This is a genomic window from Hydrogenovibrio sp. SC-1, from assembly GCF_002848135.1.
Classification (GTDB): Bacteria; Pseudomonadota; Gammaproteobacteria; order Thiomicrospirales; family Thiomicrospiraceae; genus Hydrogenovibrio.
This window is the reverse complement of record NZ_PKGB01000009.1, coordinates 24912-38144: the sequence shown is the minus strand read 5'-3', so window position 1 is coordinate 38144 and position 13233 is coordinate 24912. Positions and strand designations below refer to the sequence as shown.

General features: G+C 43.4%; 14 protein-coding genes. 2 read left to right on the top strand and 12 right to left on the bottom strand.

From position 1 onward, the window contains the following. Positions 1 to 16: 16 nt before the first annotated feature. Both sucD and sucC read right to left on the bottom strand, forming a co-directional pair. Positions 17 to 904: a succinate--CoA ligase subunit alpha gene (sucD, locus tag CYQ88_RS06475; RefSeq protein WP_101840542.1), complete on the bottom strand. Its 888-nt coding sequence runs from the start codon at positions 902 to 904 to the stop codon at positions 17 to 19. Then, positions 901 to 2073: an ADP-forming succinate--CoA ligase subunit beta gene (sucC, locus tag CYQ88_RS06470; RefSeq protein WP_101840541.1), complete on the bottom strand. Its 1173-nt coding sequence runs from the start codon at positions 2071 to 2073 to the stop codon at positions 901 to 903. The genes sucD and sucC overlap by 4 nt, the downstream gene beginning before the upstream one ends. Positions 2074 to 2400: 327 nt before the next feature. Here sucC and CYQ88_RS06465 point away from each other — a divergent pair, with 327 nt between their 5' ends. Beyond that, entirely contained in the window at positions 2401 to 2634 is a 234-nt protein-coding gene (locus CYQ88_RS06465) for a PP0621 family protein (RefSeq protein ID WP_101840540.1), read from the top strand. Positions 2635 to 2692: 58 nt separating this feature from the next. Here CYQ88_RS06465 and CYQ88_RS06460 read toward each other — a convergent pair whose 3' ends face one another. From CYQ88_RS06460 to CYQ88_RS06445, 4 genes are all read right to left on the bottom strand, one after another. After that, a complete protein-coding gene (locus tag CYQ88_RS06460; RefSeq protein ID WP_101840539.1) occupies positions 2693 to 3139 on the bottom strand; it encodes a peptidylprolyl isomerase in 447 nt (148 codons plus the stop codon). A gap of 42 nt (positions 3140 to 3181) precedes the next feature. Beyond that, positions 3182 to 4369: a GGDEF domain-containing protein gene (locus CYQ88_RS06455; protein WP_101840538.1), complete on the bottom strand. Its 1188-nt coding sequence runs from the start codon at positions 4367 to 4369 to the stop codon at positions 3182 to 3184. 78 nt (positions 4370 to 4447) lie between these two features. Further along, the gene (locus CYQ88_RS06450) at positions 4448 to 4804 is read right to left on the bottom strand and encodes a hypothetical protein (RefSeq protein ID WP_101840537.1); all 357 of its coding nucleotides are present in this window, start codon (positions 4802 to 4804) and stop codon (positions 4448 to 4450) included. 106 nt (positions 4805 to 4910) lie between these two features. Further along, the gene (locus CYQ88_RS06445; RefSeq protein ID WP_101840536.1) at positions 4911 to 5204 is read right to left on the bottom strand and encodes a hypothetical protein; all 294 of its coding nucleotides are present in this window, start codon (positions 5202 to 5204) and stop codon (positions 4911 to 4913) included. 248 nt (positions 5205 to 5452) lie between these two features. On the opposite strand from CYQ88_RS06445, the gene CYQ88_RS06440 reads away from it, so the two are divergent. Next, positions 5453 to 6577: an NAD(P)/FAD-dependent oxidoreductase gene (locus CYQ88_RS06440; RefSeq protein ID WP_101840603.1), complete on the top strand. Its 1125-nt coding sequence runs from the start codon at positions 5453 to 5455 to the stop codon at positions 6575 to 6577. 28 nt (positions 6578 to 6605) lie between these two features. Here the strand turns inward: CYQ88_RS06440 and CYQ88_RS06435 are convergent, their stop codons facing one another. From CYQ88_RS06435 to CYQ88_RS06410, 6 genes are all read right to left on the bottom strand, one after another. Further along, entirely contained in the window at positions 6606 to 7688 is a 1083-nt protein-coding gene (locus tag CYQ88_RS06435) for a succinylglutamate desuccinylase/aspartoacylase family protein (RefSeq protein ID WP_101840535.1), read from the bottom strand. Then, entirely contained in the window at positions 7689 to 8603 is a 915-nt protein-coding gene (gene rimK / locus CYQ88_RS06430; protein WP_101840534.1) for a 30S ribosomal protein S6--L-glutamate ligase, read from the bottom strand. Then, positions 8600 to 9031 (bottom strand): RimK/LysX family protein, encoded by a 432-nt coding sequence (locus CYQ88_RS06425; protein WP_101840533.1) that lies wholly within the window; start codon positions 9029 to 9031, stop codon positions 8600 to 8602. Before CYQ88_RS06425 ends, rimK begins: the two co-directional genes overlap by 4 nt. Positions 9032 to 9043: 12 nt before the next feature. After that, positions 9044 to 10414, bottom strand: coding sequence for a magnesium transporter (locus CYQ88_RS06420; protein WP_101840532.1), 1371 nt, complete (start codon positions 10412 to 10414; stop codon positions 9044 to 9046). Positions 10415 to 10509: 95 nt separating this feature from the next. Beyond that, positions 10510 to 11208, bottom strand: coding sequence for a response regulator transcription factor (locus CYQ88_RS06415; RefSeq protein WP_101840531.1), 699 nt, complete (start codon positions 11206 to 11208; stop codon positions 10510 to 10512). 51 nt (positions 11209 to 11259) lie between these two features. Continuing rightward, on the bottom strand, positions 11260 to 13191 hold the full coding sequence (locus tag CYQ88_RS06410) for a hybrid sensor histidine kinase/response regulator (RefSeq protein ID WP_101840530.1): 1932 nt from the start codon (positions 13189 to 13191) through the stop codon (positions 11260 to 11262). Positions 13192 to 13233: the final 42 nt, after the last annotated feature.

Here is a 13233-nt window from a genome sequence, read left to right as displayed (position 1 = left end):
ACCTTCAGAGTCTCCATTATTGGGCATTTAACCGTTCAAACATCGCCGATCCCATATCCGCAGGAGAGGCAACCACTGTGACTCCAGCAGCTTCCAACGCAGCAAACTTCGCTTCCGCTGTGCCCTTACCACCACTCACAATGGCTCCGGCATGCCCCATTCTTTTTCCTGCTGGCGCGGTCACGCCCGCAATATAAGCGACGACAGGCTTAGTAACCTGTTGTTGAATAAATTCAGCGGCATCTTCTTCAGCCTGACCACCAATTTCACCAACTAAAATAATGCCTTCTGTTAACGGGTCTTTTTCAAATAACCGCAAACAATCGATAAAGTCCATTCCTTGAATCGGATCTCCTCCAATACCAATACAGGTTGATTGTCCTAAGCCGTTTTGAGTTGTTTGATGAACGGCTTCATAGGTTAAAGTACCTGATCGAGAGACAATCCCAACCCGGCCAGCAAGGTGAATATGGCCTGGCATAATACCAATTTTACAGCCAGTCCTTTTGTCACCTGGTGTTATCAAACCAGGGCAGTTAGGACCGATCAAATAAGCATCAGAATGAGACAATACCGCTTTGACTTTTAACATATCCGCCACAGGAATGCCTTCAGTAATGCAGGTAATCACTTTAATCCCTGCATCTATGGCTTCAATAATCGAATCAGCGGCAAATGCAGGGGGGACATATATCATTGATGCTGTAGCACCTGTAGCCTTAACCGCTTGTTTAACGGTATTAAAGACGGGCAAGCCTAAGTGCTCCGTGCCCCCTTTACCAGGTGTGACCCCCCCTACCATTTGAGTACCGTAAGCCATTGCCTGTTCAGAATGAAAACTGCCTTGTTTGCCCGTCAAGCCCTGACAAATCACTTTTGTGTTCTGGTCAATTAAAATACTCATGCCTGATTCTCCCTTGCTACCGCCACCACTTTTTCAGCGGCTTGCGCCAAACCATCCGCAGTGATAATACTCAAACCACTATTGGCCAATGCTTGCCGACCCAATTCAACATTGGTGCCTTCTAATCGTACCACTACCGGAATGGTTAAGCCAACATCCTGCACGGCTTGAATAATGCCTTCAGCAATCAAGTCACAACGAACAATCCCACCAAAGATATTGACCAAGATGGACTTAACCTCTTTCGACGATAGAATTAATTTAAAGGCTTCTGCAACTCGCTCTGGTGTCGCACCACCACCTACATCGAGAAAGTTGGCAGGCTCACCGCCATTGAGTTTAATCAGGTCCATGGTTGCCATTGCCAAACCTGCACCGTTGACCATACAGCCAATATTGCCATCCAAGGCAATATAATTCAGTTGGTGATCCGCTGCTTTAGCTTCACGTTCATCCTCTTGGCTAATATCTCTCATCGCCACTAAATCCGGTTGACGATAAAGGGCATTTGAATCGATATTTATTTTTGCATCCAATGCAATCAATTCGTTCTGCTCGGTTAGCACCAAGGGGTTAATTTCCAAAAGTGCCACATCTTTTGCCAAGGCTAATCGATACAAACCTTGCATAATGGTCGCCAATTGCTTAAAGGCCTCTCCAGTTAAACCCAGCGCAAAAGCAACCTCACGACATTGATAAGCCATGAGTCCTACCACTGGATCAATGGATACCGTCAAGATTTTTTCAGGTGAAGCCTCCGCCACCAGTTCAATATCCATCCCGCCCGCAGCGGAAATAATAAAGGTATATTTTTTGGTCGCCCGATCCACTAATAAACTGAGATAAAATTCCTGATAGATGGCGAGGGTTTCTTCAATTAACAAGCAATTAATCGGCAAAGCCTTACCTGCCGTTTGGAGCGTTTCGAGCGAACTGCCCAACAAGGTCTTGGCAACCTCATGTGCTTGTTCCACGCTGGAAACCAACTGAACACCACCCGCTTTACCACGTGCGCCGGCATGAATTTGTGCCTTAACGACCCAAGCATCCGATCCAATTGCCTTTAAAGCCTCATCCAAATCATTGAGGCTATCGATCACCTGCCCTTTTGGGACCGGAATCTGATAATGTTGAAAAAGGGCTTTGGCTTGATATTCGTGTAAATTCATTACAATCCTTTCTATAAAGCGGGCACATTCATGTCCCATTGCAATTAGTTTAGTTATTTTTGAGGAATCCGGCGCATCACAAAAACATGGTAAAATGCTTTTTCAAATTTTCACAATAAACATAAAATGAACGCTTTTTATGCATTAACCACTTATTGATCAAAGCAATCGGAAATTATAGCGGTTTTTGTGCGTTTATGACCGGGGGGAATCCATTCTTTTTGTTTTTTATGACAAGTCCCCCCTTACAAACAACCATTACGATTAACCTTGGTGCACAAGTTCTCCACTAGACGAACAACACCATTCAAACGATGGAAACCCCTCATGCGCGCGCTATTATTTTTTATACTCATCTTTATTGTTTTTTTGTTGGTACACCGACTCATCAAAAAGAAACCCACAAAACCCGTTCAAACCGCCTCGGACCCAAAACCCATGGTCGCTTGTCACTATTGTGGTGTTCACCTACCAGAAGAGGACGCTCTCAAGGATCCTCAAGTCGCAGAGCGATATTATTGCTCAAAATCGCATCAAGATTTAGCGAAAAAGCCGTCCTAACGGCCAGCAAAAGCTTTCATCAGCGATACGACGTGTTGATTTCTCTAGTGGCTTATCATCAGGAATGAATCGCTTCAATCGTCGCTTCAAAAATTAATACCTGTCCCGCTAATGGATGGTTAAAATCCATCACCACCACATCATCTTGTATTTCATAAATGGTCGCTGGTATCTCATTGCCGGACGGCGTGTTGAATCCGATAACTAACCCTTCTTTGAGTACCATCGTTTCGGGGAATTCCGTTTTAGGAAGCGTTTGAAAATTGCTCGGATCCGGCAACCCAAAAGCTTGCTCCGGCATCAAGGTAAATTTTGCGGTCGTGCCAACTTCTAAACCGATTAACAACTCATCTAGCCGGTTTAATAACTGACCATCGCCAATTTGGAACGCAAAGACTTCATCTTCTTCTGTTTGATCCACCAAAGTACCATCGACTAAAGTGAGCTTAAATCGAATCTCAATGTCACTTTGCTCTTGTACCGTTAAAACCGTTTGCTCCGTCATAGGTTTCCTTCTGAAGTTAATAAGGTCATATTATCTAGTTTTTTAACGTTTTTGGTGCTTTTTTGTTGCATGATGGTAGACCACTGTTTGGTTTCGCCCTGCTTTTTTAGCTTGATACAAAGCCTCATCCGCAGCTTTCATAACGGCTTCTGGCTGCTTCAAATCCGGCGTTTTTTGCGCCACCCCAAAACTCACAGTTACTTGCGTTTTGGTTACGCGCTTTTTTTGTTTCACCTGTAAGGTCAGGTCAGCAATTTTCTGCCGAACAGCCTCGATTGCCCCAATCACGTCCTCTGGCGTTTTGTTTTTAAACACCACGGTAAACTCTTCCCCGCCATAACGATACACTCGACCAACCGTTATTTGCCGCAACGCGTCGGCCACCTCCCGCAACACCTGGTCACCAACCTCATGTCCATAACGATCATTAAAAGACTTAAAATGATCAATATCCATCATTGCAATAGAATAACGCCGCCCTAAGCCCATAAAGCTTTCCATTAATGCGCGACGACCACTTAACCCTGTTAATTGATCGGTATAAGCCAAATGATGCGCATCAAACACCAATGCAAACAGAATCATCAATGCCGCAAAAGATGATAACCAATAAATAATTGCGGGCTGGTGTACATGATCAAGCGCAATTGCCATCACGACCAATACAAATAGCAAAGCTAAGTCCAGTACCTTTGCCTGTCGAACCAAAGCAGCTCGAAATAATAAGACACCACCGACCACTATAAACGTCACTAATGCGGGTAACGTAATTTGATGTGTATTCCCCTCAAAAGGCATTGAAACCCATTGCCACCATGCCAGAGGGAGATAGGCCATCATGCCATAAATCGCAAAGACTTCTGCCAACAGCAGTCCCAATTGAAAAACCACATAGCCTTTTTTATGCAAGCCATTTTCTGGTAACCAGCTCCATAACAATAAATTTAATGGGAACAACAAAGAAACCAGAGGAAATAACGTCAACGTCGTTAAATCAGCACCCGTTGGCCGGTAATAAATCACGGCTAGATTTAACAACATGAGTGTTGCCAGTATCAAAATAGGCTGAAAACGATTGAGAAAAATACTGATAAAAATGGCACCACTACCAATCAGAAAAGGAAGAAACCGTAACAGTTCAAGTAGTGGGGTTTGGCTAACAGCCTGATCCATCAACACAACCGCAGTTGAGCTCAGAACCAATAACCAAATAAAATGTTTTAGGAACATAGCTTGCCGACCCTAAAGCAAAACAGATCGGCAAGTGACTGCTTTAACGGCACACACAACTCCAGCGTCATTAAATCGTTAGGTTTTACCAAATATCGATTCTTCTTCTTTGGGTTTTTCCACACATTGAATCTGCCATTCTAATAAGTAATGACAATTTTTTCCCGCTGCGCAACTGGCATCTTCCTCAGCAAAGGGCGCGGATTTCAGCGCTTGTTTTGTCAGTATTTCATACCCAGTTGGGCAGACCTTGTTCGCCTTATCCATCATGGCATTACTCGAGAAGCTCACGGGCGCATTATAGTCTGCTTGTAACACATAAATCTCTAGATCAGACGTTGATTGCTTGGTTGCTTTAACGTCTTTAAACCCACTACAGCCTGATAAAAAAACAACCAGGCCTGACGTCAACACAGAAAATAATATAGATTTCATAACTTCTCAATTTAAGGTTTAAACAAATTAACGCTTCAAATTTTCTTAATCAATCTCAAGCAAGCTGAATTGATTCACAGAGCATTCAAAAAACGCTTTTATCGGTTTATTTTAATTCTTCTTTTAAGCCAATTTCAGACACGACATAACATAAATTGGTATGCAACTTTTTGCCGTCCACTAGAAATGACGTTGCGCCCGTGACTTTATCATCCGGATTTAAGCGAACACTACCCTGATAAGATTTCAGCAACTGGCCAGTATGGCAACTATAGATTTCAATTTTGCGATCAAGCCCCACCCAATCGGATTGAATATTTTTCGCTGAATTGGACAGTTTCTCACAGCCTGTTGCTAGAAACACCGTCATAAGGGTTAAGGCCAATATACTTTTCTTCATAATTTTCCTTTAGTGATACCTAGGCAGAGCCGTATTGAATGCAAAAGATAAACACCATCAAAATCACAACTGACTTAAAAGACGCTATTTTACACTTTATTCGCTGGATTAAAAACTAAGGCTGACTGGCAAATCGATTTTTACCGACAAGAACCAAATTTTTCAATCACAATGAACAATAGCAGTTTAGAAAATAATCAATTTCTTATACAATGCAAATTCAACTTAATTTTGAGGGATGCAAAAATATGAACCTAATGATTATCGGAAGCGGATTTGCAGCGCTTACCGCCATTAAAAGCTTGCGAAAGCAACTCCCATCAGCCAGAATCACCGTTATCTCACCAAACAACCAGTTTGTCTATTTGCCCAGTTTAATTTGGATTCCTGCGGGTTTGCGTGATGCAGATGCCCTCAAAATTGACTTAACTAACTTCTATAATCGTCAGACTGTTGAACATATTGAAGCCAATGTCATCGATATCCTTGACGATGGCCGCACAGTGAAAACCGATGCGGGCGATTATCACAACGACGGCTTAATCATTGCCAGTGGCGGACGCTTTATTAGAAAGCTGCCCGGTATTGAACATGCCATTACCCCTTGTGAAGGCATTGATGCAGCTGAGGCGATTAAGCACAAACTTCAAGAAATGGATGGAGGAACCATTGCCATTGGCTTTGGCGGCAACCCAAAAGAACCGTCTGCAATGCGTGGCGGACCTATGTTTGAATTTTTATTCGGTATCGATACGCTGTTAAGAAAACAAAAACGTCGCCAAGATTTTAAGTTGGTCTTTTTCAACCCTGCTCCGAAGCCAGGCAAACGCTTAGGTGACAAAGTACCGGATCAAGTTTTAAAATTGATGAAAAAACTGAACATTGACACTCACTTGGGTCACAAACTGGTCGCTTTTGAAGCGAACAAAGTCATTACGGAAGGCGGTGAAATCCCCTCAGACTTGATCTTATTTATGCCCGGTATGACGGGCCCCGCTTGGTCGGCTAAAAGCGACATTGCCAAGTCCGAAGGCGGTCTCATCAAAGCAAATGAATATTGTCAGGTACAAGGCTTGTCAAAAACCTACGTTGCGGGTGATTCAGGAAGTTTTCCTGGTCCTGATTGGCAAGCAAAACAAGGACACATGGCTGATTTACAAGCCAAAGCAGCCTGCCATAATTTGGTTGCTGAAATTGAGCAACGAGATGATTTTAAAACGTTTAAACATGAACTGTTGTGCATTATTGACACACTATCCCATGGCATTCTAATTCGCCGTACAGAAAAGGGAACCGTAATGCTGCCTAAGTGTCGGTTAATGCACTATGCAAAACGGTTTTTTGAATTTTTATATCTGCGGCAATATAAGTAATTCGTTTTAAGGTTAGAGCCCACTTTGTCTAGCCCAAAGTGGGAATATCATCTGTAGGATAAAGCAAAGACGAATCATCTTGCATCTCTTCATGAAACTCTTCAACATAATCTTCAGCCAAATCAGTCCTGGCAAATTTCGCTAAATGATAAAGTGCCTCTCCTTCATTCACTAAAGGCATCCGCATTTGTCCAATCACGATCCCGCTACTGGTCGCATAGACCTCTTGCTCAGTTTCCCCAAACGGGTCGGCAATGACCCCTAATAAGGTTTCTTGCGCTTTGATTCGATCGCCATCGGCGACCAATGAACGGAAAATACCACTTTGAGGTGCTCTGACCCAATAACTAGAACGTGCAATCGCGGGCTTGCGCTTATATACTGTTCGTTGACTGCGCGTCTTGGGTAACATGGCGAGATGCCGCATGACATTGACAATCCCTCTCACCCCCGCGCGAATAGAAACCTCATCAAATCTTAAGGCTTCGCCTGCTTCATACAGTAAGATTGGGATCTGTTTTTTAACGGCTGCGGCTCTTAAAGAACCATCACGTAGGTTTGCATTTAACATTAAGGGCGCTTGAAAAGCTTCCGCCATCGCTAGTGTCTGCTCATCATCTAAATTGGCTCGAATTTGGGGTAAGTTAGATCGATTAATGGCACCCGTATGCAAATCAATACCATGGGTCGATTTATTCACCACTTCCGTTAAAAAAATATGAGCTAACCTCGCTGCAATTGAGCCGGTTTGAGATCCAGGAAAACTGCGGTTTAGGTCGCGCCTGTCTGGTAAGTAACGACTGTGATTAATAAAACCATGCAAATTGACAATCGGCACCGCAATCAAAGTGCCCTTAAGACGCTTCAATGACTTAATCTTTAATAAGCGCCGAATAATTTCAACGCCATTTAATTCATCACCATGAATAGCGGCACTCACAAATAACACCGGTCCGGCCTGGCGACCACACCAGACCTGAACCGGCATCGATAATTCACTGTGGGTATAAAGCTCCCCCACTTTTAAATCAATGGTCTTTTTTTCTCCAGGGCAAACCGTCACCCCCCCGATCAGTATCGGTTGATTGGGGATTATTTTGCGCGTTGCCATTTAGCCTTTTCCTACAGTTTTGGTTCGGTTGGTTGGCTTTTTATTGGCATTATTTTCAATAAAGCTGATAATCATACCGGCAATATCCTTACCCGTTGCAGACTCAATTCCTTCCAAACCTGGAGACGAATTGACCTCCATCACCACAGGGCCATGATTCGATCGAAGCAAATCAACACCACAAACATTTAAGCCCATAATTTTAGCGGCATTGACCGCGGTCGCACGTTCGGCTGCGGTAATTTTAATCAGGTTCGCAGATCCCCCCTGATGCAAGTTAGAACGAAACTCGCCTTCTTTCCCTTGACGTTTCATTGCAGCGATCACTTTCCCACCCACTACAAAACACCGAATGTCAGCGCCACCGGCTTCCTTAATAAACTCCTGAACCAGGATATTCGCCTTTAAGCCATGAAAGGCTTGAATAACACTGGTAGCCGCCGACTTAGTTTCAGCTAACACGACCCCCACCCCTTGTGTTCCTTCTAGTAGCTTAATCACCACTGGGGCACCGCCGACTATTTTTAATAAGTCATCCACATCATCTGGAGAGTGGGCAATCCCACTTACAGGCAATCCAACACCTTTCCGAGAAAGCAATTGCAAACTTCTGAGCTTGTCTCGCGACCGAGAAATCGCAACCGACTCATTTAATGGAAAGACATTCATCATTTCAAACTGACGCAAAACTGCCGTGCCATAAAAAGTCACCGATGCGCCAATACGTGGAATAATCGCATCAAACCCCTCTAACACTTCACCTTTATAATGCACTTCTGGATGTACTGAATTAATATTCATATAGCAACGCAAAGCATCGATAACCCTGACCTCATGCCCCTTTTCTTCGGCAGCCTCGACTAATCGACGCGTGGAGTAGAGTTTGGGCCCTCTTGACAGTATCGCTATTTTCATGATTTTCCTCCTTGTAGAAAAGATTTGGCTGGATTGACTAATAGCTTTGCTTTACGCAACGCGGTTCTACCTAATAACATTTTATAAGCCATGGTATCTCGACTCGTTAAGGAGACAGGCACCAAAACTTTATGTTCGCCAATTTCAACCGTCGTTTCAATAAAATACCGAGTTGAGACGTTTCCACTCGAATCCGTCACATCTCTAGTATCTTCCACTCTGGCTCTGCATTGCTTAATTTTAGAGAGGTCATGGTCATCGGTGTGAATACTAAACTGAACCCATAACTGACCGTTCTTTTCAAAACTCGATAATTCAAAAGCGTGAAGTGCTGAATTCTTTGCCCCTGTGTCCACTTTACACTTAAGTCGTTTAATACCCAAGTTTGGCAAGGTAACCCACTCTTTCCAACCTACTTGCCTTGTCATATTTTTACCCCTTTAATTCAGTATCAGTAGGGTTGCTAGGCCTAGAAACGATAAAAACCCCACCACATCCGTCACGGTTGTTAAGATCACCGCACCAGATAAAGCGGGATCTTGCCCCAGCCTCTTTAAAAACAGTGGAATTAAAACACCGGCAATGCCCGCGGCACTCATATTAATCAAAATCGCCATACCAATCACCAAACTAATCATGACATCGTCAAACCAAATTTGCGAAATCATTGCCACCACCAACGCCCAAATCACGCCATTTATTAAACCGATGACAAACTCTTTATTAAACAACACCTTTTGATTAGAGCCGATAATTTTTTCCATTGCTAAACCGCGAATAGTCAGCGTCAGAGTTTGGCTTCCTGCAATACCGCCCATGCTCGCAACGACCGGCATCAACACAGCCAATGCAACCACTTGAGCAATCACCGCCTCAAACTGGCCAATGACTGCAGCGGCAAGAAAAGCCGTCGCCAAATTAATGCCTAACCAAATCGTACGCGCATTGACACTTTTTCGAACTGGCGCAAACAAATCGGTTTCCTCTTCGACACCTGCTAAATGTCGCACCGTTTGATCCCCTTCTTCAACGGTTAAAGCCAATACATCCGCAGCCGTTAATTGCCCGACCAGCACTCCGGAATCATCAACCACAGCTGCAAAGTTTTGATTTTTAAGGCGTAGCCATTTAGCCGCTTCAATCGCCGCCATGGTCGCCAAAACCTTTTCAGGTGCTTCCATAACATCAGTAACCATTAGTGACGGTTCATGTCTTAATAAGTCCACCACATGTAATGATCCCAGCAAGTAGTTTTTTTCATCAACCACCATTAACTGCTGGGTACTTTTTTGAATTTCACCTTTGATACGAAGGTAGCGTTGAACCACTTCCAGCTTGACATTTTCTCTAATTCGCACCACATCCGTATGCATATAACGCCCAACAGCGTCAGGGTCATAAGCGAGGACTTCATTCACTTCATCTCGCCTGGCCAACGCCATTAGCTCGATCACGTCCTCTCCTCGAGAGTCCTGCAAGGATGCTAAAATATCTGCTGTATCTTGAGCATCTAAGTGGTGCGTGACTTCACATATTTCTGTTGCGTTTAAATCTTTAACCAAATAGGCTCGAGCACTTTCACTGAGTGCTGATAGCACTTCACCTTTAACTGAATCAGCGACAGAGACCCATAGTATGGGGCGAGAGTCATAGGGGAAAGATTCAATTAAATTCGCAATTTCAAAGCTCGTCAAGGACGCAAAGAACCCCATAATGTCCGCTTGGTTTTGGTCGGCAACCAATTTTTGCAGAAAGGCCAGTCTTTGCTCTGCATTCATTTCTTCAATTTTCGATGTTTGAATTCCATCCATATTTAAAATCTCTTAATTTCATGATCCTGTCGAATAGCCAAAAAAAAGGGTGACTTATGTCACCCTTTCACCTAGATCAAAAAGTCATTCGTATCCTAGCGAATTTCGTCAATTCCGACTTTTAATAATCCGATATGACTGGCGTAATTCACTAACTCTGCCGAGGCGGTCATATCCAGCTTGGTCATAATGTTTTCACGATGCTTTGAAACCGTACGATCACTTATCCCTAAAATTTCAGCGATATCCTTAGTTTTATAGCCTTCTGCAACCAGCTTAATCACCTGCTTTTCTCGGATAGAAATCTTTCTGCGACGCTTTGGCATCTCTTCTTCATTTTCCGTTGAAGCAGGTTTTGCCGCTTTTTCAGCATTATAAGTGTCCAGGCCTGGTTGAATCTCTGAATGAATAAAGGTCTTGCCTGCAACAACCGCCTTGATCCCAGAAACCAATTCTTTTTTGGAGATGGACTTCAGTGCAATTCCTTCAACGCCAAGATCAACGACCTCTTTCCAAACATTTGGGGCTTCTGCTGCCGTCAGCACGATGATCTTAATTGGGTTCTTTTGTTTTTTGAGTTGGGTAATGACTGCCATACCACTTAACTTGGGCATCGACAAATCAATAATAAGAATATCAGGCGTATCCGAAGCAACCAATTCAAGCGTGGCTTCACCATCTTGCGCTTCGGCAACGACTTTTACAGCACCATCCGCATCCAGGATGGACTTAAATCCAGCACGAACCAAATCATGGTCTTCTGCTAATAGCACTTTAGGTTTTGCCTTTGCCATGCGAAAATCCTTTTTTAATTTAAATGTCATTTAGTTAGTGATTATAAGCCTTTATAGATATGTTTTATAGGTGTCGTATAAGTTTTTTTCAAGCCTTTTTAAAATAATTTTAATTTCTTCTCGATTGAGTCCTTGGTCTAACGCTTCGAGACTCCGTACCAGATTGACGGCTTCGGTCAGTTCAAATAGCATCAAATTACCCTTGATGCGGTGCAAAATCGCCTTTGCCTCTGCCCATGTCTGATAATCCAATGCTTTTTGAAAAGCCTGAATATCTTGCGCCACATTATCTTTTAATTGTGGCACCAGCGATACCAATTCTTCTGGAATCGCTGGCAAAGCTTGCGAGTCGCTAGAATGGTTTTCGATTTTGCCTGGTGAGTCTTCAGATAGTTTCGGGTAACCTATTGAGGAATAAGTTTGGCAATGCAATAAATGAATAATCTTATCTTGAGAGGCGGGTTTTTCTAACCAAGCATCAAATAAGCTTTTATCAATTTCTGTTCCAGAGCCCGCCACTTCGGCTGCAGTATGCGCTGCGGTCAATGCAAAAATACCTTTGACTGGATGATCTTTTTGTTGCTGAAAGGCTCGCATTTTTTGACAAACCTCCATCCCATTCAGACCGGGCATCTGAATATCCAAAAACACATAATCATAGTCATGCTGTTGAAATTTTTGCCAAGCCTGCACCCCATCTTCCGCTTCATCAACCTGACACCCCATTTCTTTGAGGAAAGTTTGCATCACCTTACGATTGATCGCCGAATCATCAGCGACCAATATTTGATAGTCGCAATAAGTCACGGGGGGCGCTACCGGTGCTGACTCGGGTGTCACAAAGGTTGGGTCAGGACACCCGCCAGAACGCATCGGAATCACAAATGAAAAATCGGTACCCTGTCCCCGCTCGGATTTCACTTCCAACACCCCTCCCATTAAATCCACTAAGGTTTTAACGATGGACAGACCCAGTCCCGAACCCACATATTGCTCTCCGCCGCGAGAGTCTAATTGTTTGAAAGGGGTAAAAATCGATGCCAATTCGGCTTCATCAATGCCTTCTCCAGAGTCTTTGACATGAAATTCAACAAACTCATCTTCTTCCTGAATCACCACCTCAACACCACCCTGCTGGGTAAATTTAATGGCGTTGACAATTAAATTGACCAGCACCTGTGACAACCGAACTAGATCGCCATAAAAACAGTCATTTTGTGTGGCTACGGAAAAACGCACATCAATACCTTTTTCCGATGCAATCGACTTGGTCAAATGACAGATATAATCAGCCATCTCATGCAAGTCAAAAACCGTTGGATTGAGGTGAATCTGGTTAAACTCAGTTTGCGCATAGGTCAAAATATCATTGATCAAAAAATTAAGCTGGTTAATCGTCATTTTCATGACTTTCAATTCTTCCGCCACTTTTTGATGCTGTCGCTCGGTCAGTTTTTGCCGCACAATATCCAACAAACTGTTCAAACCCATTAACGGCGACCTGAGCTCATGACTCAACATCGCTAAAAACTGAGTTTGGTCATGAAATTGCTGCTGTAATGCGCTTGATTCAATCTGGTTTTCTGAGATACCTGATTCTGTTTGAACCGTTTTTGCCGACAAAACTATAGCATCTACATCTGTCACCTCACTACAGAAAGCAACCAACCACTTTCCATCATCTTGTTCAACACGATGCAATTCAGTCAATAAGTCAATCGTATGATGCGGCCGAACCACTTGCACTACAAGTTTGGCGCTTGTCACTTCCCCCTTTTGAAAGGCTTGTATCTGTGCCTTCAATCGCGTTTGACTTTCCGAAGTCAGACTCGATATAAAATCGGTACCATTGTTGATGGCCTGACCAAGTCGTTTTTGAAACCGTGTAGACAGTTCAAACGTACCACTTTCTGACGACAGCAACAATCGCCACCATAAACTGTGTTCATACAAAAACTGTTGAAGTGAAGGGGTTTCTTGCATAGTGTGATCACTGTCTTTTTAAATTTGTGAATAGTAGTCATT

Bases quoted from the DNA above. Each gene is read 5' to 3' on its own strand.
- sucD (WP_101840542.1), bottom strand. From the start codon at position 904: ATGAGTATTTTAATTGACCAGAACACAAAAGTGATTTGTCAGGGCTTG.
- sucC (WP_101840541.1), bottom strand. From the start codon at position 2,073: ATGAATTTACACGAATATCAAGCCAAAGCCCTTTTTCAACATTATCAG.
- CYQ88_RS06465 (WP_101840540.1), top strand. From the start codon at position 2,401: ATGCGCGCGCTATTATTTTTTATACTCATCTTTATTGTTTTTTTGTTG.
- CYQ88_RS06460 (WP_101840539.1), bottom strand. From the start codon at position 3,139: ATGACGGAGCAAACGGTTTTAACGGTACAAGAGCAAAGTGACATTGAG.
- CYQ88_RS06455 (WP_101840538.1), bottom strand. From the start codon at position 4,369: ATGTTCCTAAAACATTTTATTTGGTTATTGGTTCTGAGCTCAACTGCG.
- CYQ88_RS06450 (WP_101840537.1), bottom strand. From the start codon at position 4,804: ATGAAATCTATATTATTTTCTGTGTTGACGTCAGGCCTGGTTGTTTTT.
- CYQ88_RS06445 (WP_101840536.1), bottom strand. From the start codon at position 5,204: ATGAAGAAAAGTATATTGGCCTTAACCCTTATGACGGTGTTTCTAGCA.
- CYQ88_RS06440 (WP_101840603.1), top strand. From the start codon at position 5,453: ATGAACCTAATGATTATCGGAAGCGGATTTGCAGCGCTTACCGCCATT.
- CYQ88_RS06435 (WP_101840535.1), bottom strand. From the start codon at position 7,688: ATGGCAACGCGCAAAATAATCCCCAATCAACCGATACTGATCGGGGGG.
- rimK (WP_101840534.1), bottom strand. From the start codon at position 8,603: ATGAAAATAGCGATACTGTCAAGAGGGCCCAAACTCTACTCCACGCGT.
- CYQ88_RS06425 (WP_101840533.1), bottom strand. From the start codon at position 9,031: ATGACAAGGCAAGTAGGTTGGAAAGAGTGGGTTACCTTGCCAAACTTG.
- CYQ88_RS06420 (WP_101840532.1), bottom strand. From the start codon at position 10,414: ATGGATGGAATTCAAACATCGAAAATTGAAGAAATGAATGCAGAGCAA.
- CYQ88_RS06415 (WP_101840531.1), bottom strand. From the start codon at position 11,208: ATGGCAAAGGCAAAACCTAAAGTGCTATTAGCAGAAGACCATGATTTG.
- CYQ88_RS06410 (WP_101840530.1), bottom strand. From the start codon at position 13,191: ATGCAAGAAACCCCTTCACTTCAACAGTTTTTGTATGAACACAGTTTA.